At 68.3% G+C, this 21,975-nt stretch carries 19 protein-coding genes and 2 pseudogenes; 2 read left to right on the top strand and 19 right to left on the bottom strand.

What is annotated here, in order from left to right:
- Positions 1–23: 23 nt before the first annotated feature.
- Complete coding sequence (locus tag SY91_RS05285) at positions 24–524, top strand: CinA family protein (RefSeq protein ID WP_011544551.1); 501 nt, start codon at positions 24–26, stop codon at positions 522–524.
- Between the two features lie 38 nt (positions 525–562).
- On the opposite strand, the gene SY91_RS05280 is transcribed toward SY91_RS05285, so the two are convergent.
- The 18 genes and pseudogenes from SY91_RS05280 to mpl form a co-directional block, all read right to left on the bottom strand.
- Positions 563–1,621, bottom strand: coding sequence for a hypothetical protein (locus tag SY91_RS05280; RefSeq protein WP_023478176.1), 1,059 nt, complete (start codon positions 1,619–1,621; stop codon positions 563–565).
- Between the two features lie 226 nt (positions 1,622–1,847).
- Positions 1,848–2,675, bottom strand: a complete 828-nt coding sequence (pyrF, locus tag SY91_RS05275) for an orotidine-5'-phosphate decarboxylase (protein WP_011544549.1) — start codon at positions 2,673–2,675, stop codon at positions 1,848–1,850.
- Between the two features lie 39 nt (positions 2,676–2,714).
- Complete coding sequence (locus SY91_RS05270) at positions 2,715–3,776, bottom strand: aldose 1-epimerase (protein WP_124476076.1); 1,062 nt, start codon at positions 3,774–3,776, stop codon at positions 2,715–2,717.
- Between the two features lie 49 nt (positions 3,777–3,825).
- The gene (locus SY91_RS05265; RefSeq protein ID WP_006476954.1) at positions 3,826–4,641 is read right to left on the bottom strand and encodes an SDR family NAD(P)-dependent oxidoreductase; all 816 of its coding nucleotides are present in this window, start codon (positions 4,639–4,641) and stop codon (positions 3,826–3,828) included.
- Between the two features lie 27 nt (positions 4,642–4,668).
- Positions 4,669–5,685, bottom strand: a complete 1,017-nt coding sequence (gene araH, locus SY91_RS05260) for an L-arabinose ABC transporter permease AraH (RefSeq protein WP_011544547.1) — start codon at positions 5,683–5,685, stop codon at positions 4,669–4,671.
- A 77-nt stretch (positions 5,686–5,762) separates the two neighbouring features.
- Positions 5,763–7,274, bottom strand: a complete 1,512-nt coding sequence (araG, locus tag SY91_RS05255; RefSeq protein WP_006476956.1) for an L-arabinose ABC transporter ATP-binding protein AraG — start codon at positions 7,272–7,274, stop codon at positions 5,763–5,765.
- Positions 7,275–7,341: 67 nt separating this feature from the next.
- Positions 7,342–8,337 carry an arabinose ABC transporter substrate-binding protein gene (locus SY91_RS05250; protein WP_006476957.1) on the bottom strand — a complete coding sequence of 332 codons (996 nt, stop codon included), beginning with the start codon at positions 8,335–8,337 and terminating at the stop codon, positions 7,342–7,344.
- 111 nt (positions 8,338–8,448) lie between these two features.
- A complete protein-coding gene (locus SY91_RS05245; protein WP_185921140.1) occupies positions 8,449–9,228 on the bottom strand; it encodes an SDR family oxidoreductase in 780 nt (259 codons plus the stop codon).
- The gene (locus tag SY91_RS05240) at positions 9,228–9,905 is read right to left on the bottom strand and encodes a 2-dehydro-3-deoxy-6-phosphogalactonate aldolase (protein ID WP_023478181.1); all 678 of its coding nucleotides are present in this window, start codon (positions 9,903–9,905) and stop codon (positions 9,228–9,230) included. The genes SY91_RS05245 and SY91_RS05240 overlap by 1 nt, the downstream gene beginning before the upstream one ends.
- Positions 9,906–9,927: 22 nt before the next feature.
- Positions 9,928–10,953, bottom strand: a complete 1,026-nt coding sequence (locus SY91_RS05235) for a 2-dehydro-3-deoxygalactonokinase (protein ID WP_185921099.1) — start codon at positions 10,951–10,953, stop codon at positions 9,928–9,930.
- The gene (locus SY91_RS05230; protein ID WP_011694140.1) at positions 10,950–11,849 is read right to left on the bottom strand and encodes an IclR family transcriptional regulator; all 900 of its coding nucleotides are present in this window, start codon (positions 11,847–11,849) and stop codon (positions 10,950–10,952) included. The genes SY91_RS05235 and SY91_RS05230 overlap by 4 nt, the downstream gene beginning before the upstream one ends.
- Positions 11,850–12,199: 350 nt before the next feature.
- On the bottom strand, positions 12,200–12,601 hold the full coding sequence (locus SY91_RS05225; RefSeq protein ID WP_124476073.1) for an EF-hand domain-containing protein: 402 nt from the start codon (positions 12,599–12,601) through the stop codon (positions 12,200–12,202).
- A gap of 79 nt (positions 12,602–12,680) precedes the next feature.
- Entirely contained in the window at positions 12,681–14,291 is a 1,611-nt protein-coding gene (locus SY91_RS05220) for a S10 family peptidase (RefSeq protein WP_043888742.1), read from the bottom strand.
- A 423-nt stretch (positions 14,292–14,714) separates the two neighbouring features.
- Entirely contained in the window at positions 14,715–15,452 is a 738-nt protein-coding gene (gene mtgA, locus SY91_RS05215) for a monofunctional biosynthetic peptidoglycan transglycosylase (RefSeq protein ID WP_006484660.1), read from the bottom strand.
- A gap of 14 nt (positions 15,453–15,466) precedes the next feature.
- A complete protein-coding gene (aroE, locus tag SY91_RS05210) occupies positions 15,467–16,333 on the bottom strand; it encodes a shikimate dehydrogenase (RefSeq protein WP_011544538.1) in 867 nt (288 codons plus the stop codon).
- A pseudogene (locus tag SY91_RS05205) lies at positions 16,330–18,412 on the bottom strand (ribonuclease catalytic domain-containing protein). Before SY91_RS05205 ends, aroE begins: the two are co-directional and overlap by 4 nt.
- A gap of 80 nt (positions 18,413–18,492) precedes the next feature.
- Positions 18,493–19,062: a YqiA/YcfP family alpha/beta fold hydrolase gene (locus SY91_RS05200; RefSeq protein WP_006476966.1), complete on the bottom strand. Its 570-nt coding sequence runs from the start codon at positions 19,060–19,062 to the stop codon at positions 18,493–18,495.
- Complete coding sequence (mpl, locus tag SY91_RS05195; RefSeq protein WP_260432828.1) at positions 19,059–20,537, bottom strand: UDP-N-acetylmuramate:L-alanyl-gamma-D-glutamyl-meso-diaminopimelate ligase; 1,479 nt, start codon at positions 20,535–20,537, stop codon at positions 19,059–19,061. Before mpl ends, SY91_RS05200 begins: the two co-directional genes overlap by 4 nt.
- 153 nt (positions 20,538–20,690) lie before the next feature.
- On the opposite strand from mpl, the gene SY91_RS05190 reads away from it, so the two are divergent.
- The gene (locus SY91_RS05190; RefSeq protein ID WP_006476968.1) at positions 20,691–21,335 is read left to right on the top strand and encodes a hypothetical protein; all 645 of its coding nucleotides are present in this window, start codon (positions 20,691–20,693) and stop codon (positions 21,333–21,335) included.
- 1 nt (position 21,336) lies between these two features.
- Here SY91_RS05190 and SY91_RS05185 read toward each other — a convergent pair.
- A pseudogene (locus tag SY91_RS05185) lies at positions 21,337–21,939 on the bottom strand (RNA-guided endonuclease InsQ/TnpB family protein); the annotation flags it as partial.
- Between the last annotated feature and the right edge of the window lie 36 nt (positions 21,940–21,975).

Raw genomic sequence — 21,975 nt, 5'->3', positions numbered from 1 at the left:
CCGACTCCCGTTTCCCGACGCGCATGCCAACCGATTCCGTCGTCCACCAGCTTGCGATCCGCGCAGGCAACAAGCTGCGTGACGAGCATCTCACGCTCGCCACCGCCGAATCCTGCACCGGCGGGATGATCGCCACCGCGATCACCGACATTTCCGGCAGCAGCCAGTGGTTCGAGCGCGGCTTCGTCACGTACTCGAACCAGGCCAAGATCGAGATGATCGGCGTGCCGGCCGACCTGATCGACAAGCACGGCGCCGTCAGCGAGCCCGTCGCGCGCGCGATGGCCGAGGGCGCGCTGCGCAACAGCCGCGCGCAGGTCGCGCTGTCCGTCACCGGCATCGCGGGCCCGGGCGGCGGCAGCGAGAAGAAGCCGGTCGGCACCGTGTCGTTCGCCTGGAGCAACCGGCTGCATACCGATGTCGAGACGCGGGTGTTCAAGGGCGACCGCGAACAGATCCGCACGCAGGCAGCCGCGCATGCGCTGCGCGGGCTGCTGAAGCTGCTCGACGAGCGCGAAGGCTGATCGGGCCGGGCGCACGTACCGCGCCCGCCCTCGCTTCCTTACTGGATCGCGTCGGGCTTCACGACGATCCAGTTCTTGTCCGCCGTCACCGGCAGGCGGAGCGCCTTCTGCTTCGCGGCCGATTCGTCCGACCACGCGCGGATCTGCGCCATCTGCTTGTCCTTCTTGTTGACCCACACGCGCACGCCGCCGCGCGCGACATCGGTCGCGTTCAGCAGCATGTAGCCGTCGGACGTCGGCGTGTCGCCCGCGACGAGCACCGGCTTCTTCCACTGGTCGATCCAGCCGACGATCGAACCGAGCTTGCCTTCGTACCACGTCATCGGGTTCATCAGGAACGGCGTGATCACGAGGTCGCGGTTCGCGGCCTCGTCGTACTTGCCGGCCTTGATCTGCAGCCGCGACGTGGTCAGCGCGCCGGTCGCCGGGTTGCGCAGCAGCGTCGTCACGCCGATCACGTTCTGCGGCTTCACGTTGTAGCCGTACTTCGGATCGGCCAGCACGAGGCGCGCCAGCTCCTCGTGCGCGGCCGTCATCACGTAGACCTCGATGCCGTTCTCGCGCAGCGCGTTGTACAGCTCCTGCATCCCGCGAAAGAAGCGCGGCGGGTTCACCGTGCCGTCGACGACCTTGTCGCCCTGCCAGTAGCGGATCGGGATCGGCTTGCCGTCGGCGAGCATCGCGTCGATGTGGCGCTTCAGGTCGGCGAGCGACTGGCCGGCGAACGCCTGCGCGATCCACGGATAGCAGACCAGATCGTCGATCTCGCACAGCCGGTAGTAATAGCTCGTCAGCGATTCCTTGTAGTCGGCGGAATCCTTGAACGGGATCAGCTTCAGCGACGGGTCGAGCGAGTCGCGCGTCAGCACGCCGTGGTTCTCGAGGTACGGCAGCAGCGATTCCTCGAGGTCGTAGCGGTAGGTCGTGTTGTCGGCGTCGAACACCGCGTAGTCGCCACGGTTCGCGTGCGCGGCGATCATCGCGTTCAGCGCCTTCGCGCTGTCGGCGGGCCAGTGCGACAGATCCGCCGCATGGGCGAACGTCATGCACAGCGATGCGGCGAACGCGCTCAGAAGACGGCGGGACAGCTTGGGCATGGCGTCGCTCCTTTTCTTGACATTTTTGTGACGGATCGGTGACAAGCGGCAGCATCGCGCGAATAAATTGCGCCCATGCGATACGGAAGCGACGGAAAGTTGTTCGCGTGCGCCAGGGAGGATCGAGGAAAGCGAAGGGGGAATGCGAGGAGGCGGCGCCGGCCCACGGGGGCGGGGCCGGCGCCAACCGCCCAGCGGGCCCGCCGGGCGGTGTCGTGCGATTCGATCAGCGATGCGCGTTGATCGTGTCGCGCGTCTTCTGCGCGGCGAGCGCCGCGGCTTCGGCGAAATCCTCGCCCTTGCTCGCGTACAGGATCGCGCGCGACGAGTTGATCATCATCCCGGTGCCGTCGGCCGTGCGGCCTGCGTTGACGGTCGCCTGCACGTCGCCGCCCTGCGCGCCGATGCCGGGAATCAAGAGCGGCATGTCGCCGACGATCCCGCGCACGATCTCGATTTCCTTCGGGAACGTCGCGCCGACCACGAGGCCGAGCTGGCCGTTCCGCGCGTTCCACTTGTTCGCCGCGAGGTCGGCGACGACCTGGTACAGCGGCCGGCCATTGGTGTCGAGGAACTGCAGGTCCGAGCCGCCCGGGTTCGACGTGCGGCACAGCACGATCACGCCCTTGCCTTCGTGCTCGAAGTACGGCTCGACCGAGTCGTAGCCCATGTACGGGTTCACCGTGACGGCGTCCGCGCGATAACGCTCGAACGCTTCGCGCGCGTACTGCTCGGCCGTGCTGCCGATGTCGCCGCGCTTCGCGTCGAGGATCACCGGCAGGCCCGGATGCTGCAGATGGATGTGCGCGATCAGCCGCTCGAGCTGGTCTTCCGCGCGATGCGCGGCGAAGTACGCGATCTGCGGCTTGAACGCGCTCGCGTACGGCGCGGTCGCGTCGACGATCTGCCGGCAGAATTCGAAGATCGCGTCGGGCTGACCGTCGAACTGCACGGGAAAGCGCGACGGCTCGGGGTCGAGGCCGACGCACAGCAGCGAATTCGTGCGCTGCCACGCGGCGCGCAGCGATTCAATGAAAGTAAGCGGGGAAGACATGGCGGGTACTCGCGGCAAACCGTTGGTAGACCGCGTATTTTACCCGCGTCGCCGGGCTCCCTCGCGGGTCGTGGCATTGCTACGCGCATCGGCACGCTCGACGGTGAACGCGAAACGCCGCGTGAGCCGCTCGCCGGGCGCGAGCAGCGTCATCCCGTGCGCGGCCGCACCGCCCGGCAGGTTCACCGCGTTGATCGGATGATCGACCGGCTCGAAGCAGAAGAAATCCTCGCCCGGCGGCGTATAGAGCACGTACGCGTCGGCGTCGGCCGCGACGGTCAGTAACAGCCGGCGGCGCGGCCAGCTCACCGTCGCGTGGCCGCCCCAGCCGGTGAACGCATGATTGACGAGCGTGGCCGGCAGCGGATACGCGACGCCGAACTGCCAGGCCGGCGGCACGCTCACGTGCCGCACCGGCAGGAAATCGGCGCCCGACAGCCACAATCCGCCCGCCGCCGCGGCCAGCTCGGTCACCGCATCGCGCACGAGAAACGGATGCACGCCAAGCCCGAACGGCAGCCGCGTGCGCCCCGCGTTCTCGATCGTCAACGCGATCGACAGCGTCGCGTCGTCGAGTTCGAACGACTGGATCGCGCGGAACGCATACGGCGCGCCGGCGGCACGGTCGAGCGACAGTTGCAGCGACGTGTCGGTCGCATCGTCCACCTGCCACCGCGCGAGCCAGCCGTCGCCGTGGATCGGCAGCGGCTCGTCGCGGCGGTTGCGCGGCACCGCGACCTTGCGCCCGTCGCATTGGAAGCGCCCGTCGCCGATCCGGTTCGAGTACGGCAGCAGCGGATAGCACGCGAGCTCGTTCGGGTCCGTCGCCGTCTCCGGGTGCTCGCAACGGCGGAACACCGGCACCAGCGCGCCGTTCTCGCCGCGCCAGTCGAAGCGCGCGATGCCGCCGCCGAGATGCGGCAGCACGTCGAGCCGCAGCGACGCGTTCGACAGCGTGACGGCCGCCGCATGCGCGGCGCCGACGCCCTGCGCGAACACGGCTGTCTGCGGGCCCGGGCTGACCGGCTGGGCGGCGGCGGCCAGGCGCGCGCGGCGCGACTGGCTGGTGGACGACGATGCGCGCGAGGACGTGGCGGTCATGGTGAGCTCCTTTCCTTCGTCGAAGAACGATGCAGGTCGGTGCGAACGGTCAGGCCCAGCCGCCGTCGACGATCACGTCCTGCGCGGTGATCATCCGGCTGTCGTCGGCCGCGAGAAACAGCGCCATCCGGGCGAGGTCGGCCGGCAGCAGTTCGGCGTCGAGGCACTGGCCGGCCTTGATCGCCGCGCGGCCCGCGTCGTCGAGCCACAGCCGGCGCTGCTTGTCGGTCATCACCCAGCCGGGCACCAGCGAATTCACGCGGATGCCGAACGGGCCGAGATCGCGCGCGAGGCCGCGCGTCAGGCCCTGCACGGCCGCCTTAGCCATCACGTAGACCGGATAGCCGCCGTTCTTCAGCATCCAGCTGATCGAGCCAAGATTGATGATCGCGCCGCCGCCCTGCCGCTTCATGTCGTCGATCACCGCCTGTGCGGCGAAGAACTGGTGACGCAGGTTCACCGCGATGCCCGCGTCGAACGACGCGGGCGTCACGTCGCCGATCGCGTGGCGCGCGTCGTTCGCCGCGTTGTTCACGAGCACCGCGATCGCGCCGATGCGCGCGCGGATCGCATCGATCGCATGGCGCAGCGCATCGATGTCGGTCAGGTCGCACGACAGGAACAGCGGCGCATGGCGCACGTGCGCGAGGCGTTCGGCGAGCGCGGCGCCGGCCGCCGCGTCGAGGTCGACGAACGCGACGCGCGCGCCCTGTTCCGCGAAGTGCTCGACGAACGACGCGCCGATGCCGGTCGCGCCGCCCGTGATCAGCACCGCGCGATCCTCGAGGCTCGGGTAGCGCGCGAAACGCGCGTCGCTCGCGGCGTGCGTAGCCTGCGAGTCGGGCGCGGAAGTATCGATGGTCATGCGGGTCGTCTCCGTGGAAACAGTCGGTTAGTCGCGTACGCCGCGGTTCTTCAGCTGGTCGAGCAGCACGGCCGCGAGCAGGATCGCGCCACGCACCAGGTACTGGTAGAACGCATCGATGTTCAGCAGGTTCATCACGTTCTCGACGGTGCCCATGATCAGCACGCCGATCACGACGCCCGAGATCGTCGCGCGGCCGCCCATCAGCGACACGCCGCCGAGCACGCATGCGGAGATCACGTTCAGCTCGAAGCCCTGCGCGGCGTTCGGCTGGCCCGACGTGATGCGCGACGCGAGGATCACGCCCGCGAGGGCCGTGACCGCACCCTGGATCAGGAAGATGTACACGCGCGTGCGTTCGACGTTGATCCCCGCGAGCCGCGACGCTTCCGGATTGCCGCCGATCGCGAGCGTGTTGCGGCCGTACACGGTCTGGTTCAGCAGCACGCCGAAGCCGATGAAGCACAGCAGCGTGACCCAGATCGGCAGCGATACGCCGAACATCGACAGCCCGCCGAGCGCGATGAAGGTATCCGACGACACGCCGACCGCCTGCCCCTTCGACACGATGAAGCCGAGCCCGCGCACGATCTCCATCGTCGCGAGCGTCGTGATCAGCGCGTTGATGCGCAGGTACGCGATCACCGCGCCGTTCACGAAGCCGATCGCGGCGCCGGCCGCGACCGCCGCGACGATCGCGACGAACGTGTTGTCGGTCGCGTTCAGCACCATCGCGCACAGCACGCCCGAGAACGCGACGGTCGAGCCGATCGACAGGTCGAAGTCGCGCGACGCCAGGCAGAACATCATCGTGCACGCGACCATGCCGATCTGCGAGATCGACAGCGCGAGGCCGAGCATGTTGTCGATCGAGAAGAAGTGATCGACGGTCAGCGACATCGTGATGAACATCACCGCGAAGATCGCGATCAGGCTGTATTCGGTCAGATGCTGCCACCACTTCTGGCGGTCGCTCTGCTGCGGAACCAGCGCGTCGGCCGACGGCTTCCCGGCGGCGCTGGCAAGGTTTTCGTTGACTTGCATGGTGTGTCTCCTGCTCCTGCATCGCGCGGCCCGCGCCGCGCGTGTTCGATTCGAATGTTCCGGTGTATCCGGGCGCGTCAGGCCGCCTCGACCGCGCTCGTCTGCGGCAGCGCGAGGTTCAGCACCGCATGCTCGTTCGCGTCGGCGCGCGGCAGCTCGCCGGCGATCCGGCCTTCGCGCATCACGACGATGCGGTCGGACACGCCGAGCACTTCCGGCAGTTCCGACGACACCATCACGATCGCGCAGCCGCGCTCCGCGAGCCGGTAGATCACGTCGTAGATCTCGTGCTTAGCGCCGACGTCGATCCCGCGCGTCGGCTCGTCGAGGATCACGACCTTCAGGTCGGGCTCCGCGAGCCAGCGCGACAGGATCGCCTTCTGCTGGTTGCCGCCCGACAGGAAGCGGATCTTCTGGCGCCGGTTCGGCGTCTTGATCTTCAACCGCTGGATGAAGCGGTCGGCCGTTTCGCTTTCGGTCTTGCCGTTGATGAACAACCCCGCGCGCAGCGAATGGCGGCGGCAGCTGATGTTGATGTTCTCGGCGACCGACGCGATCGCGATGATCCCTTCTTCCTTGCGGTCCTCGGGGCACAGCACGATGCCGTGGCGGATCGCGTCGCCGGTGCGCTTCACGTCGATGCGCTTGCCGTCGAGCGTCAGCGTGCCCGCGCGCCGGCGGTCCGCGCCGTACACGAGCCGCATCAGCTCGCTGCGCCCGGCGCCGACGAGCCCGAAGAAGCCGACGATCTCGCCCGCGCGCACCGAGAAGCTCGCCGGTTCGCGCAGCGCCGGGCCGTCGACGCCTTCGGCGGAAAACCGCACATCGCCGAGCGTGCGCGGCGCGTAATGGTAGATGTCCGCGATCTCGCGCCCGACCATCTCGGCGACGAGCCGCTCGCGCGGCACGTCGGCCAGCGCGTCGTGCGACGCGATCTTGCGCCCGTCGCGGAAGATCGTGCACGCGTCGCACAGCCGGTAGATCTCGTCCATCCGGTGCGAGATGTAAATCAGCGCGCGGCCCTGCGCGCGCAGATCGTCGACCAGCTTGAACAGCACTTCCGTCTCGCGATGCGACAGCGAACTCGTCGGTTCGTCGAGCGCGATCACGCGGGCGTTGCGCATCAGCGCCTTGCAGATCTCGACCATCTGCCGCTGCGCGATCGACAACCGCCCGAGCCGCGCGTCGGGATCGAGATCGACGCCCATCTCGGCGAGCCGCTCGCGCACGTAACGCTTCGCCTCGCGCTTTTTCACCCAGCCGAACGCGTTCGGCAGGCGGCCGAGCAGCAGGTTCTCCGCGACCGTGAGGTCGGGCACGTACTGCAATTCCTGGTGAATCACCGCGATGCCGGCCGCGATCGACGCGGCCGCATTCGCGAACTGCACGGGCCGGCCGTCGACCAGCACGCTGCCCGCATCGGGCTGGTATTCGCCGCCGAGAATCTTCAGCAGCGTCGACTTGCCCGCGCCGTTCTCGCCCATCAGGCCATGCACCTCGCCCGCATGCACGTCGAACGAAATGCCGTCGAGTGCGCGCACGCCGGGAAATACCTTGCCGATATTGTCAAAACGCAGTGCCGCTGACACGTCGTCTCCCCACTTCCAGATCGATCGACCGCCGGCCGCCGCATCGCCGCGGCAGCCGGCGGGCCGCTTACTTCGACGCAAGCCCCATCTCCTCGCGCACCTTCGCCACGTTGTCGCGCGTCGCGAGCATGCCGGTCGTCAGCGTCAGCGGCGGCGGCGCCTTGCCCTGCGTGATCCACGTGTACATCAGGTCCGAGGTTTCCTCGCCGTGGCGCTTCGGGCTGATGATCACGGTGCCGTAGAAGCCCGTCGGCTGCGGCTTCTTGAACTCGTTCAACGCCGAATCGGAACCGCCGATGCCGATGCCGATCATGTTGTCGGCCTTGAAGCCACGCCCTTCGGCCGCGCGCACCGCGCCGAGCACGGCCTCGTCGTTCAGGCCGTACGCGACCCAGTGCTTGAACTGCGGGTTCTTCGTGAGCGCGATGTTCGCCGCGTTGAACGCGTTCTCCGTATCGGTCTTCGCCTGCGGCGCCGCGATCACGTTCGCCTTCGGGAAGCCGGCGGCGACCAGCGCGTCGGTCGCGCCGCTCGTGCGGTCGTGCGCGGTCGGCAACTGCTCGTAGGTGATGTCGATCGCGCCGACGTCCTTCATGTCCCAGCCGCGCTTCTTGATCTCGGCCGCGATGCCGTCGCCGACCTGCTTGCCGATGTTGTACGCGGAAATCCCCATGTGCGGCACCGACTCGATCGGCTTGCCCGCGCCGTCGACGAGGCGGTCGTCGACCGTCATCATCTTCAGGTTGTGCGACTTCGCCTTCGCGACGATGCCCGGCCCGAGTTTCACGTCGGGCGTGCAGATGACGAAGCCCTGCGCCTTCTGCGCGGACAGGTTGTCGATCGCGCTCATCACCTTCTCGCCGGACGGCGCGCCGATCTTCACGAGCGTGAAGCCCTTCTGCTTCGCGGCGATCTCGGCGAATTTCCACTCGTCCTGGAACCACGGTTCTTCAGGCTGCTTCACCAGGAAGCCGATCTTGACCGGATCGGCCGCGTGCGCGACCGGGCTGCCCATCACCACCGCCGCCGCGGCGGCCAGCGTTACGAACGTTCTGCGTTTCATCTCCAGTGTCTCCTTGTTTTCATCGAACAGGATGCAGCCGCTTGTTGGTTTCGACGCAGCGTACGCGCGGCCGTCGCACGTGCGGTCTTTCGAATCGTTACGTCAATCGTGTCAGTCGTGATACAGCGCCGCGCGCCCGCCATCGACGGTGATGCACGCGGCATTGATGAACGGCGCCTCGTCGGACGCCAGGAACACGGCCGTCATCGCGACCTCCTCCGGGCGGCCGATCCGCTTCATCGGCTGCAGCGCGAGCGTCTGCGCGCGCGCGGCGGCCGGATCGGGCTGCGCGTCCCACCAGTCGCGCGTCAGCTGCGTCTCGATGTAGCCCGGCGCGATCGCGTTCACGCGCACGTTGCGCGCCGCGTATTCGATGCCGAGCGCGCGTGTGAGGCCGAGCACGCCGTGCTTCGCGACCGGGTACGGAAAGCAGCCCGGGATGATCCTGAACGCATGCGTCGACGCGATGTTCACGATGCTGCCGCGGCCGCGCTCGACCATGCCCTCCAGCGCCGCGCGACAGCCATGCCACACGCCGTCGAGATCGACCGCGAAGCAGCGCCGCCAGTCGTCGTCGGTCATCGTCAGCGGATCGGCGAACACGTTGATGCCCGCGTTGTTCACGAGCACGTCGAGCGGGCCGAACGTCGCTTCCGTCCGCGCGAGCGCCTCGCGCACCGCCTGCTGCCGCGCGACATCGGCCTGCAGCGGCAGCACGCGCGCGCCGTCGCATTCGTGTGCGATCGCGGCGGCCGTGTGCTGCGCCTGCGGGAAGTCGAGGTCGACGAGCGCGACGGCCGCGCCTTCGCGCACGAACGCACGCGCGATCGCGGCACCGATGCCGCGGCCCGCGCCCGTCACCATCGCGACCTTGCCCGCGAGGCGGCCCATCATGCGGCTCCGCTGCGCGCGACGCGCAAGCCGGCCTGGAACGCGCGCGCATGCGCCGCGGTCGTGTCCGCCGACTGGCCGGGACGGTACAGCGCCGAGCCGAGCCCGAAGCCGTTCGCGCCGGCGTCGAGGAACGGCTGCATGTTGTCCGGCGAAATGCCGCCGACCGGGATCAACGGCACCGCGCGGTCGACCACCGCGCGCCACGCCTTCACGACCGTCACGCCGAGCTGCTCGGCCGGGAACATCTTCAGCACGTCGGCGCCGTTCGTCAGCGCCGCGAACGCTTCGGTCGGCGTCGCGACGCCCGGCGCGCTCGCCAGCCCGCGCTCGCGGGCGCGGCGGATCACGGCCGCGTCGCTGTGCGGCATCACGATCAGCGCGCCGCCCGCGTCCTGCACGCGATCGACGTACTCGGCGCGCAGCACCGTGCCCGCGCCGACGATCATGTCGTCGGGCAATGCCCGGCGCAGCGCCGCGATGCTGTCGAACGGATCGGGCGAGTTGAGCGGCACCTCGACGATCCGGAAGCCGGCTTCGTACAGCGCGCGGCCATGGTCGGCCGCTTCGGCGGGCGTGATGCCGCGCATGATCGCGATCAGCGGACACGCGTCGAATGCGCGCATCAGGGCGGCGTGGGGCGTGTACGGCGCGGGCAATGTCAGGTCGGACGGCATCGAGAATTCCTCTTCAGGCAGTTCATTGGTCGGCGCAGACGGGCTCGCCGTCCGCGCGCACGAGCCCGGCGCGCGACGCGATCCGCCACAGGCCTAACTCGGTCGCATGCGCGGCGACACGCGCATGCGCATGGCCGAATACCCGGAGCGCATCGACGTAGCGCGAACACAAGCCGTCGTCGCCGATCAGCAGCAGCGGCTGGTCCGCGAGCGCGATGCCGCGCTCCGCGAGCATCGCGTCGAGCGCATTGAGTTCGTGGCCGATCAGCAGGCCGGACAAGTAATCGCCCTGCGCATCGGGCGCGAGCCGGTCGGTCAGCCCCAGCGTGCGCGTGCTGAAAATCGTCGCGAGCAGCCCCGTGTGCCGCGCGCCGCGTGCGACCGATACACCGCGCACGAACGCGTCACGATCGGGCGACGCACCCGTGCGCATCGTGCGGCCGAGGATCGTGTGATCGCGCAGCACCGCGAATAGCTCGCCCGTCATGAAGGTCTGGAAGCGCTCGATCAGTCCGTCCTTCACCCACGCCCATTTCGCATGCGTGCCCGGCAGGCCGATCAGTACCCCTGAACGATCGGCGCCAAGCGTGGGATCGCTCGCGAGCGCGCCGACGATCTGCGTTTCTTCGCCGCGCATCACGTCGGGCAATTCGCCCGTCGCGATCACGCCCGGCACGATCGAGACCGTCGCGCCGCGCGCCGTCGTCACGGTGATGAGGCCCGCGACGAGCGCGTCGGCGCCGGCCGGCACCGCGACGTACGGCGCCTCGCGCCAGCCCTGCGCGCTGCCGACCATCCCGGCGGCGAGCACCGGCAGGCCCGGCGTACGGTCGAGCCAGTCGCCGCACGCTTCCTCGAACACCGCGTCGAACGCGCGCGCGCCGCCGCCCGGCACGTGCATCACGCCGGCGGCCCGGCTGCGCGTGTCGAGCGGCACGCCGTGCGCGTCGTACAGATACGCGCGCAGCGACGTGGTGCCCCAGTCGAGCGCGATCAGCGACGGGGAGGCGGAACTGGCATCCGGAGCGGGCCGGGTCGAAGTCGTCATCGTTTGATCCTGCGGGTACCCTGCGGCGGGCTCCAGCCCAGTTCCGCGGAAATGGCTCGCGCTTCGCGCTGCACGAGCGGAATCAGTTCGTCCATGCGGTCGTGCGGCATGTACGGAATCGTGCTCGCGACCGACACCGCCGCGACGATCGCGCCCGACGCATCGCGGATCGGCGCGGCCACGCAGCGGATCGACGCCTCGTTTTCCTCGAGATCGAACGTGTAGCCGCCGGCCGCGTAGTGGGCCATGCGCTGCAGGAACGCGCTCGTCTCGGGCCGGTTGTCGGGCTTGAAGTTGACGCCGGCCAGCGCGCGCCGCGCGGCTTCGAACAGCGAGCGCCACAGGTCCGGATCGAGGTCGAGCATCATCGCCTTGCCGATGCCGGTCGACGCGAGCGGCATCCGGTGGCCGACGCGCGAGCGCATCTCGAGGCCGCGCGTACCGGGAATCTTGTCGATGTACAGCACGTCGTCGCCGTCGCGCACGCCGAGATGGATCGTGTCGAGCGTCGCTTCCGCGAGCGCCTCGAGATGCGGACGCGCCACCGCGGTGAGCGGCATCTGCTCGAGCGCGATCGTGCCGAGCTCGATCAGCTTCGGGCCGAGCAGGTAGCCGCCCTGCACCTGGCGCAGATAGCGCGCCTGCACGAGGCTGCTGACGAGCCGGTGCGTCGTGCTGCGCGTCGTGCCGAGCGCGGCGCCGATCGCACGCATGTCGCGCGCGCCGTTGGCGATCGCCTCGAGGATCGCGAGGCCGCGCAGCAATGTCTGCGTGCCGGCCTGCTGCGCGGCGAGGTCGAGCGGCGTGCTGGTCGCGCCGATGCTGTCGGTCAGCGACGTATCGGCCGGCATCGCGCGCCGGGCGTCGAGGGCAAGGGAGTCTGGCATCTTGGTCATGGGACGGGGCTTCTTCAACGGAATCGGTGAAGCCGCTCGCGCGGCGCCGGAACTGCGTCCGATGCGGCGGCGTGGCGGCGGTCGATGCACCGAGTAAAGCGCCCGGCGAACTTCATGGAAGGTGTCTCCGTGTGCGACGGGCGCCGCGCGATGCGTGGGTCCGAAGCTGTCGATGTGCTTCGGATTGTAGGAGCGCACGCACTCGTCTCCAATATTTGAATGCGTTGTCCAGATAATGAGAATACCGGCGCGATTGGCCGCGGGTTCGACACGTCGGCCGCGCCATGCGCACGGGGGCGGAACCCGCCCTGTCTCAGGTTCCGCCCCCGTTTGCTCACCGCGTGCGGCGCTTACTGCCGGCTCGTGCTGCTGCGCGCCTGCATGTAGCGCTGTACGTCGGCGAACGACACACGGCCGTTGCCGCTCGCGTCGATCTGCCGGAAGTGGTTCGCGACATAGCCGAGGCCGGCCGCGCGCGCCTGCGACTCGGTGATCGACCCCGTGTTCTGCGTGTCGGCCGCGCTGAACTGCCGCGCGAGCTTGCGCACCACCTGCGCATGCAGCGCGGCGCCGGTCGTCTGCGTGCCGGCGGTCGCGTGGCGCGCGGCCGGCGGCACGTACGGGTCGCCGAGCTGCGCCTGGCGCGCACGCGCCGGCGCGGCGGCGTCGCTGGCCTGCGCGAACGCGGAGAGGGATGCTGCGACGCCGACGCATGCGAGCGCCGCGGCAACGACGATGAAACGATTCTTCATGTCAGGCTCCAGTCTGGAATGAGGTCGTCGACGGCCGGCGAGCGGCGCCGCCGAGGGCGCCCGTCGACGGCCGGGCGCATCAATGCGCGGCCGCGCTGTAGAAAGTCACGAGGTCGGCTTTCTCCTGCGGACGCGACGTATCGTCGAGATAGACCATGTGCCCGCCCTGATAGTCCTTGATCGTCAGGTTCGGTTGCGTGCCGAGCCGCGCGAGGTCGAGCTCGGTCTGGTAGAACGGCGTCGCGATGTCGTGATACCCGTTCAGCGACAGCACCTTCAGCTGCGGATTCAGCGTCAGCGCCGCGGCCAGGTCGGGAATCGTGTCGGGCATCGCGAGGCCGTCGTGCGTCCAGTCCCACGTGTTGATCGCATTGCTGCTCACCGAGTAGGCCGACTGCGCGGTGTACTTCAGCTCGTTCGGCAGGTAGCTGCCGATCGTGTCGGTGAACGGCTTCGTGATGAACGAGCTGGACGGATCGCCGTCGGCCGCGAGCGGGCTCGACACCGGCACGTTCACGCGTGCGTCGTAGCGGCCGATCAGCGTGCCCGGCACCAACGACAGCTGGAAGCTGTTGTCGAAGAAGGTCGGGACCACGTTGAAGTCGGCATTCCACAACGCCTGCTTCACGCCGGTCGAATTCGCCATCGTCGTGACGAGATTCGGCGGCGGCGGCGTGTGGCTCGCGAGGTACGCGTTCACGGCCGGCGCGTAGCTGCCGGCCGTCAGCAGGCGCATCTGGTCCGCATACTGCGGCAGGTCCGACGGGTTCGGGTTGTCGAGCTGGTAATACGCGCCGACCGTGCCGTACGACGGCACGAAGCCCGCGCAGCTCACCGGGCTCGCGCCGTTGTTCGAGTTGCCGACATAGTCGCTCGCCATGTCGCAGTTCGTGTTGTAGTTCAGGATCGACGACTGCAGCACGATGCCGTCGAGCTTCACGCCGGCCGTCTCGAGCAGGTTCGCGAGCACGTCGGTGCGCGGCGTGCCGTACGACTCGCCGAACAGGTATTTCGGCGAAGCGCTGCGCTGGTTCACGCTCAGGTAGCGCGTCACGAAATCGCGGAACGCGCCGGCGTCCTGGTCGACGCCCCAGAACGTCTGGTTCGTGTTCGGCGCGACCGCTTCGGAGAAGCCGGTGCCGATCGCATCGACGAACACGAGGTCAGTCGTGTCGAGCAGGGTTTCCTGGTTGTCGACGAACGGGAACGTCGACGTGTTCGCGTTCGGGTCGCCGGTCTGGATCCGGCGCGGGCCGAACGAGCCGAGGTGCAGCCACACCGACGCCGAGCCGGGGCCGCCGTTGTACAGGAACGTGACGGGCCGCTTCGCCGCGGGCTGGTTGTCGGCCGTGTAGGCGACGTAGAAGAACGAGGCTTCGGGCGCGCCCGTCTGCGGATTGCGGGCGACGAGGTGGCCGGCGGTGGCCGTGTACCGGATCGTCTTGCCGTTCAGCGTGATCTGATGGTGCGTGACGGCGGCCTTTTCGACCGCGGCGGATGCGTCGAGCGACGCGTTCGCACTCGACGAATAACTGTTCGGATCGTTGTACGCACGGTCGACCTGACCGGCAGGATCGGCTGAATTCGCGGCGCTCGCTGCAGACGACGACGTCACGTCGCCGTTGCAGGCCGTCAGAATCAGCGAAGAACACACCACTCCCAACAACAGCTTCGCTTTGCTCGCTGGCATCGTTGCGTTCCTTCTTCTCGGATGTTTTTTGTGTCGAGCAGCCGGATAAGCCACCCCCCGCCTCGATTGCGGCCGATGAGCCGAGGCGCTGGCCAATATACGCGAGCCCGTCAGCTTTGAAAAATTTGGAAATATTTCGCACGCAAGCGGTGCAGCGCACACCTTTCAGGAATGCTTCGATTCGTGAAACGTTGCATTTCACGTCGCTTTCATCGACTTTCCGCGTTTACCCGCAGCGCCTAAAAATGCACGGATTTCGTGCGATGCCGGTCAACAAAATCGCGCGGTGGCTCGTATTGCTCAGCAAAGCGAAATAGACGGATTCGTCTAACAGATGTGACCCGAAATGGTCGCGACACGCATGCGCTGCAGCGCACCAATCGCGCCTCGACGGCGGAATGGACAATGCAGCAGCGCTGCCGCTCACTCCGATTGCGGCAACTCGGCCGCGCCCATGCGGCGCGCGATGACCGCCGCGCGCTGGGCCTGGTAGGCCGAGCCGCGATGCGCATCGAACCAGCGCGGCTTCGGCAGCATCACCGCGAGCCGCGCCGACTGCCACGCGCCGAGCCGGCTCGCGGGAATCTTGTAGTAATAGCGTGCGGCCGCTTCGGCGCCGTACACGCCGCGCCCCCATTCGACCGAGTTCAGGTAGATCTCGAAGATGCGCTCCTTGTCGAGCACCGTTTCGAGCATCCACGTGATGATCAGCTCCTGCCCCTTGCGGATGTAGCTCTTCTCGCGCGACAGGAACAGGTTGCGGGCGAGCTGCTGCGTGATCGTCGAGCCGCCCGCGACGATCCTGCCGCGCGCCTTGTTCTTCTCCCACGCCTGCAGGATCGCGTCGACGTCGTAGCCGTTGTTGGTCGCGAAGGTCGAATCCTCGGACGCGATCAGCGCGCGCTTCAGGTTGCGCGAGATCTGGTCGTACGGCACCCACTGGTGCCGGATCTGCGCGGGCGGCGTGTCGCGCGACAGCCACCACGCGTCGGTGCGCATGAACGCGGTCGAGCCCGGATTCACGAACGACCACAGCGCGATCTGCGCGAGATAGAACAGTTGCGTCGCGAGCCATGCACCCGCGAACACCGACCCCGCGTAGACGGCCCAGCGAGCGAGGCTCACCGTCCGCGTGCGCTGCGTGCCGCTCACCGCCACCACGTGCCGCGCTCCGTTCAGCTCGCCGCGAGCGCCTGGCGCAGCGCGGCCAGCACCGGTGCGCCGTCCGGCCGCACGCCGCGCCAGATGAAGAACGATTCGGCCGCCTGCTCGACGAGCATCCCGAGGCCGTCGGCCGTGCGCGCGCCGAGCGACGCCGCGTGCTGCATGAACACGGTCGGCTGCGCGCCGTACATCATGTCGTACGCGAGCGTGCCGGCGCCGAACGCGGCCGCGTCGCATTCCGGCAGCGCGGCATCGAGGCTGCCGGCCGTCGCATTGATCACCACGTCGTAGGGCTCCGCCCGCACGACGCCGGGGCCGCCGCCCGCGAGCGTGCAACCCGCATCGTGCGCGGCCTGCATGAACTGGCCGACGAGCGCTTCGGCCTTGCTCGCGGTGCGGTTGACGATTGCGATCGACAGCGGTGCGCGGTCGAGCAGCGGCAGCACGACGCCGCGCGCGGCGCCGCCCGCGCCGAGCAGGAGGATGCGCGCGCCGGCGAGCGACACGCCGAGATTCGCTTCGATGTCGCGCACGAGGCCGACGCCGTCGGTGTTGTCGCCGTGGATGCGGCCGTCGGCGTCGATGCGCAGCGTGTTCACCGCGCCTGCGGCCGCCGCGCGCGGCGACAGCGTGTCGGCGAGCGCATGCGCGTCGAGCTTGAACGGCACCGTCACGTTCGCGCCGCGACCGCCTTCGGCGACGAACGCGCGCACGGCCGCCTCGAAACCATCGACCGGCGCGAGCCGGTGCGTGTATTCGATCGGCTCGCCGGTCTGCGCGGCGAACTGCGCGTGGATGAACGGCGACTTGCTGTGCGCCACCGGGTTGCCGAACACGACATAGCGGTCGGCGCCGCTCGTCGACGCAACTGCGTTCATGATGCGCGCCCCGTTTCGCCGTCGTTGCCGCTCGCGGCTTCGCCGCCCTCCGCCGTCGCGTCGCCCGATTCGGCCAGCGCTTCGGCCTCGGCTTGCGCCGATGTGTCTTCCGCGTCGACCAGCGTGTCGTCGCCGCCTTCGGCGTCATCCTCTTCGTCGGTCGCGTCGCCGCTCGTCACGGTCGGCGCGTCGAGCACGTTCAACAGGCGCACCGACGCCTCGATCGTCAGCTCGTCGAGCGACATCACGTCGAGCAGCACGCGCGTGCCGCGCGCATGCACGCCGAGACCCGGCACGTGCAGCAGCAGCGGGATTTCCTCCAGGCGCACGAGATCGCCCTTCACGACGCTCGCGACGACCTGTTTCTTCTGCTCCTGCTTGAGCCAGCGCAGGCACCAGAAGTACTCCATCCGGCGCTGGTAGTCGGCGTAGGCCGTGTACGTATCGTCGAAGCCCTGCACGACCGCGTAGAGATCGGCGTCCTTCGGCTTGAACGGCGCGGCGAGCTTCGCGGTGACGCCGTGCTGCACGCACGCGAGCAGTTGCCACTGGTTCACGAGGTCGACGTAGCGGCGCAGCGGCGACGTGCTCCATGCGTACTGCGCGACGCCGAGGCCTTCGTGCGGCGCGGCCGTCGTCTGCATCCGCGTGCGCTTCGGGCCCGGCGCGCCGAAGCCGCGCTGCGAGCGGTAGATGCCCGGCACCGTGTGGTCGTGCAGGAACGCGCCCCAGGTCGAGTTCGCGAGAATGGCGAGTTCCGACACGATCAGGTCGAGCGGCGAGCCGCGGCGGCGCGGCGTGATCGTCACGTGCTCGCCTTCGACGTAGAAGTTGTAGTCGGTGTTGCGCTGCACCTCGCGCTTCAGGCCGTAGCCCGCGCGCGCGACCTGGCGCTTCTCGAACAGCGCCTGCGCGAGCGGCCACAGCACGGCGATGTCGTCCTTGTGCGGGTAGTCGCCGGTGCCGGCCGCGAGCGTCTCTTCGGTGACCAGCTCGTCGAGCGTGTTGTGGCGCAGGTTGTTCTTCACGAACACGAGCTCGGCACGCGTCTCGTTCGCGACGATGTCCTGCGTCTCGCGGTTGACGATGATGTACAGCGACAGCGCCGGGCGGTAATCGCCCTCTTTCAGCGTGAACACGTCGACGACGTCGTCCGGCAGCATCGTGATCTTGTCACCCGGCATGTAGACCGTCGACAGGCGCGCGCGCGCGATCGCGTCGACCGGATCGCCGCGCACGATACCGAGCGCCGGCGCCGCGATGTGCACGCCGATCCGCACCCGGCCGTCGGACAGGTGTTCGACCGAGAACGCGTCGTCGATTTCGGTGGTCGTGACGTCGTCGATCGAGAACGCCTCGACGTTCGCGGGGCAGGTCGTCCGGCAGCGGGCCGACCGTGACGGGCGGAAAGCCCGTGCCGTGCGGAAAGAATTCCGCGAGGAAGCGCGCTTCGTGCAGCGCGCGCGGCGACTCGATGCCGCCGCAGTCGAGCATCAGCCGCGCCGGCGACACGCCGCGCGCGCCGGCCGCCGCTTCCATCGCCTTGTATTCGATCGAATTCTTGTCCGGCCGCGTCAGCAGCCCGAGCACCTTGCCCGCGAACGCTTCCGGCAGCTTGCCGGCCTTCAGTTCCTCTTCATACTGCGCCTGCACCAGCGCCTGCTGGCGCTTGCGCTCGAGCGACGCGAGCGCCATCTTGAGCTGCTCTTCCGGTGCGCGCTGGTACTGGCCGCGCCCCTTGCGACGGAAGTAGACGGGCGAGCCGTGCAGCCGCAGCACCAGCGCCGCGCGCTCGACCGGGCCGTACGTCGCGCCGAAGTACTCGGCGGCCAGCGCCGTATAGGCGAACTCGTCGGCCGGCGCGCATTCCCACAGGAAGTCCAGATCGATCTGCTGCGCGGCCGTGTCAGCCTCCTGCATCAGTTCGCCCGCGGCCGGCTTGTCGAATTCGATCAGCACGTCTTTCGCGCGCACCTTCGCCCGCCGCCCGCCAGGCAACTCGACCTGAAATGCGTCGCCCTGGCGCGACAGCACGCTGCCCGCCTTGAAACTGCCCGATTCCTCGAAGAAAACGTTCACTCAGTACTCTCGTTCAGACTGCCGGGCGCCGCGTCAGCGGCGCCGCATGATGATGGGAATTCGATCGGCACGCGGCCGGTTTAAGACGTCTTTCCGTCGCAAAACGCGAGAACGTCGTCGACATAGTCGGCAAATTCGCTGATCCCGTGATCGCTGCCGTCGATCACGCGGGTTTTCGCGCCCGGGTAGTGGGCGAGCATTTCGCGATAATCGAGCACTTCGTCGCCGGTCGCCGCGAACAGATAGTAGCGGTCGGCGCGCGTGATCGCCGGCACGCGCAGCGCGTCGAGTTCGTGCAGGTGACGGCGCTCGACGACAATCGTGCCGCCGCCGTGCCACAGCGACTGTTCGCCCAGATACTGTTCGAGATCGCGCTGCGGCACGATGGCCGGATTCAGCAGCACGGCCTTCCAGCCATGCTTTTCGGCGAGCCATGTCGCGTAATAACCGCCGAGCGAGCTGCCGATCACGGTGACGTCGCGTGCGCCCGCGACCTCGGCTTCCGCGACGGCGATCGCCTCGAGCGGCGACACCGACAGCGACGGGCATCGCCACTCGCCGGTGCGGCCGAGTTCGGCCATGCGCGCGGCGAGCAGGCGCGACTTCTGCGATTCCGGCGATGACCGGAAGCCGTGCAGATACAGGATCACGGCCGGCTCCCGAGCGCATCGAGCAGCTTCTGGTGCACGCCGCCGAAGCCGCCGTTGCTCATCACGAGCACGTGGTCGCCCGGACGCGCGGCCTCGACCACCGCCTTCACCAGCAGATGCAGATCGTCGAATGCACGCGCACGCTCGCCGAGCGGCGCAAGCGCTTCGGCGAGATTCCAGCCGAGCGCATCGCGCCCGGTCGGCGCGCCGTAGCCGAACACGAGATCGGCATCGGCGAGGCTCGCCGGCAACTGCGACTTCATCACGCCGAGCTTCATCGTGTTCGAGCGCGGCTCGAGCACGGCGAGGATGCGGGCGTTCCGGCGGCCGATACGCGCACGAAGGCCGGCGATCGTGGTGTCGATCGCGGTCGGATGGTGCGCGAAGTCGTCATAGACGGTCACGCCGTCCACGCTGCCGCGCACTTCCATGCGGCGCTTCACGTTGCGGAACGAGGCGAGCGATTCGGCCGCCTGTGCCGGCGGCACGCCGACGTGGCGCGCGGCGGCGATCGCCGCGAGCGCGTTCATCCGGTTGTGGTCGCCCTGCACCTGCCATGCGACTTCGCCGACGCGCCCGGCGTGCGAATACACCGCGAAGCGTTCGTCGACCGGCACGCCGTCCTCGGCCGGCAGCGCCTGCCAGCCGCCGTCGACACCGAAGCGTTCGACCTCGCTCCAGCAGCCGCGCGCCAGCACGCGCTCGAGCGCGTCCGAGCGGCCGTTCGTGACGATCCGCCCGACGCCGGGCACGGTGCGCACCAGATGATGGAATTGCGTTTCGATCGCGGCGAGATCGGGGAAGATATCGGCGTGATCGAATTCGAGATTGTTCAGCACCGCGGTGCGCGGCCGGTAGTGCACGAACTTCGAGCGCTTGTCGAAGAATGCCGTGTCGTACTCGTCGGCCTCGATCACGAAGAAGCTCGAATCGGTGAGCCGCGCGGACACGCCGAAGTTCAGCGGCACGCCGCCGATCAGGAAGCCCGGGTTCAGGCCCGCGTCTTCGAGCAGCCACGCGAGCATCGACGACGTGGTCGTCTTGCCGTGCGTGCCCGCGACCGCGAGCACCCATTTGCCGACCAGCACGTGCTCGCCGAGCCACTGCGGGCCCGACACGTAAGGCAGGCCGCGGTCGAGAATCGCCTCCATCAGCGGATTGCCGCGCGTGACGACGTTGCCGATCACGAACAGGTCCGGCTTCAGGTCGACCTGCTCGGCGCCGTAGCCCTCGATCAGCGTGATGCCCTGCGCCTCGAGCTGGGTGCTCATCGGCGGATAGACGCCCGCGTCGCAACCCGTCACCGTGTGGCCCGCCTCGCGTGCGAGTACGGCGAGACCGCCCATGAAGGTGCCGCAGATGCCAAGAATGTGGATGTGCATAGAGGAATGCTTTCGCGCCGCCGGGCGCCGTCGATTCGGAAAGGATGCGTGTGTGTCGCGCCGGACGGGCCGTGCGGCCGGCGCCCGGCCCACGACTTTGCCGCGACACAAAGAACACTATTGTAACTGACGGCCTGCGATGCCCGGCGGCCCGAACGATGCGCGCGAACGGGGTCGGCACCGTCGGGCGGCGGGCCGCCGCGCCCGTGCTCGGGCGCCGCGACGATCGAGTATGATTGCCGGATCATGTCTCGCAAACCTCTTGTCGACCCGCGGCGCGTCCGCGAGGAAATTGCCCAGTCCGCCGCCCGCCTGATCGCGGAGGACGGCCTGGACTATGCCGGCGCGAAACGCAAGGCCGCGCGCCAGTTGCTGGGCGATTCGCGCGTTGCCGGCGAATGGCTGCCGGATAACGACCAGATCGAGGAAGAACTGCGCGAGTATCTGTCGCTGTTCCAGAGCGACACGCAGCCGGACGAACTGCGCCGCCTGCGCGAGATCGCGCTCGACTGGATGCGCCGGCTCGCCGAGTTCCATCCCTATGTGACGGGCGCCGTGCTGAACGGTACCGCGAACGCGCATTCGGATATCCACTTGCAGGCATTCACCGACAACCCGAAGGACGTCGCGATCTACCTGCTGAACCAGAACGTCCAGTACGACGTATCCGAGACGCGGCATTTCGCGGGCCGCGGCGATGTAGAAACGCTCAGTTTCCTGTGGCGCCCGCGGCGCGACGTGGACGCGATCGGCATCCATCTCGCGCTGTATGCGAGCGACGACCTGCGCGGCGCGGTGAAGGCCGATGCACGCGGCCGCGTCGCCCGCGCGGACGCCGCCGCGCTGCGCGCGCTCGTCGAGGCAAGCCAGGCCCCTTCCGAACCGGAATGATTCAACGTTGACGTCCTCCTCCGCCCAAAAGGCAGAGGATTCCCACACCTGGCGATGCACGTCCGCATCGGAGAATGTTCAGCGCAGCGTTGGTATCTCGATCATGCTCGACACCACAGTCACTGCAGACCCACTCCCTTATTCTCAGTCCCGCGATACCTTTCGGCCGCGTCGTGCTGTCTTTCGACCCGCACGCCGAGCAGAACTGGGTCGAACCGCTTTCGTCGACTTCCTCGAACACGGCCCCGTGCGCGATCGCTTTGTAGCGGAGCTTGTTTCGGAAGGACGACCAGGATGCGTCGTAGACGCTCTTCGCCATCCTGGTTCTGGCGAGTTTGACGGCAGATACGTTGCCAACCGCGATGTAATCGAAACGCCGCACCAGATCGAGCGCGAGCTTATGCTGGAAATCGACACGGGCATTTGCCATCTTGGCGTGCAACTTCGCGCTATGCCGCTTGTGCTTGTGCGCACGCTGCGCCTTCGCCAGCTTTTCCGCCGCTCGTCGACCGAACGGGTCATTGGGCAGCTTCTCGCCGGTCGAAAGTGTGGCGAAGGTGATCCTAACCCGTGGAAGAAGCTGCCTGTCAACCCCACTCCTTTCCTTCCCGCCATCAATGGCGGGGTTTCTCGGAGCAAA

Source organism: Burkholderia cenocepacia (genome assembly GCF_014211915.1).
Taxonomy (GTDB): Bacteria; Pseudomonadota; Gammaproteobacteria; order Burkholderiales; family Burkholderiaceae; genus Burkholderia; species Burkholderia orbicola.
Note: the sequence above shows the minus strand (reverse complement) of the source record. Positions and strands in the feature narration are given on the sequence as shown.

Excerpts from the sequence above, each read along its gene's own strand:
- SY91_RS05285 (WP_011544551.1), top strand. The coding sequence starts at position 24 with ATGCCAACCGATTCCGTCGTCCACCAGCTTGCGATCCGCGCAGGCAAC.
- SY91_RS05280 (WP_023478176.1), bottom strand. The coding sequence starts at position 1,621 with ATGCCCAAGCTGTCCCGCCGTCTTCTGAGCGCGTTCGCCGCATCGCTG.
- pyrF (WP_011544549.1), bottom strand. The coding sequence starts at position 2,675 with ATGTCTTCCCCGCTTACTTTCATTGAATCGCTGCGCGCCGCGTGGCAG.
- SY91_RS05270 (WP_124476076.1), bottom strand. The coding sequence starts at position 3,776 with ATGACCGCCACGTCCTCGCGCGCATCGTCGTCCACCAGCCAGTCGCGC.
- SY91_RS05265 (WP_006476954.1), bottom strand. The coding sequence starts at position 4,641 with ATGACCATCGATACTTCCGCGCCCGACTCGCAGGCTACGCACGCCGCG.
- araH (WP_011544547.1), bottom strand. The coding sequence starts at position 5,685 with ATGCAAGTCAACGAAAACCTTGCCAGCGCCGCCGGGAAGCCGTCGGCC.
- SY91_RS05250 (WP_006476957.1), bottom strand. The coding sequence starts at position 8,337 with ATGAAACGCAGAACGTTCGTAACGCTGGCCGCCGCGGCGGCGGTGGTG.
- SY91_RS05245 (WP_185921140.1), bottom strand. The coding sequence starts at position 9,228 with ATGGGCCGCCTCGCGGGCAAGGTCGCGATGGTGACGGGCGCGGGCCGC.
- SY91_RS05240 (WP_023478181.1), bottom strand. The coding sequence starts at position 9,905 with ATGCCGTCCGACCTGACATTGCCCGCGCCGTACACGCCCCACGCCGCC.
- SY91_RS05235 (WP_185921099.1), bottom strand. The coding sequence starts at position 10,953 with ATGACGACTTCGACCCGGCCCGCTCCGGATGCCAGTTCCGCCTCCCCG.
- SY91_RS05230 (WP_011694140.1), bottom strand. The coding sequence starts at position 11,849 with ATGACCAAGATGCCAGACTCCCTTGCCCTCGACGCCCGGCGCGCGATG.
- SY91_RS05225 (WP_124476073.1), bottom strand. The coding sequence starts at position 12,601 with ATGAAGAATCGTTTCATCGTCGTTGCCGCGGCGCTCGCATGCGTCGGC.
- SY91_RS05220 (WP_043888742.1), bottom strand. The coding sequence starts at position 14,291 with ATGCCAGCGAGCAAAGCGAAGCTGTTGTTGGGAGTGGTGTGTTCTTCG.
- aroE (WP_011544538.1), bottom strand. The coding sequence starts at position 16,333 with ATGAACGCAGTTGCGTCGACGAGCGGCGCCGACCGCTATGTCGTGTTC.
- SY91_RS05190 (WP_006476968.1), top strand. The coding sequence starts at position 20,691 with ATGTCTCGCAAACCTCTTGTCGACCCGCGGCGCGTCCGCGAGGAAATT.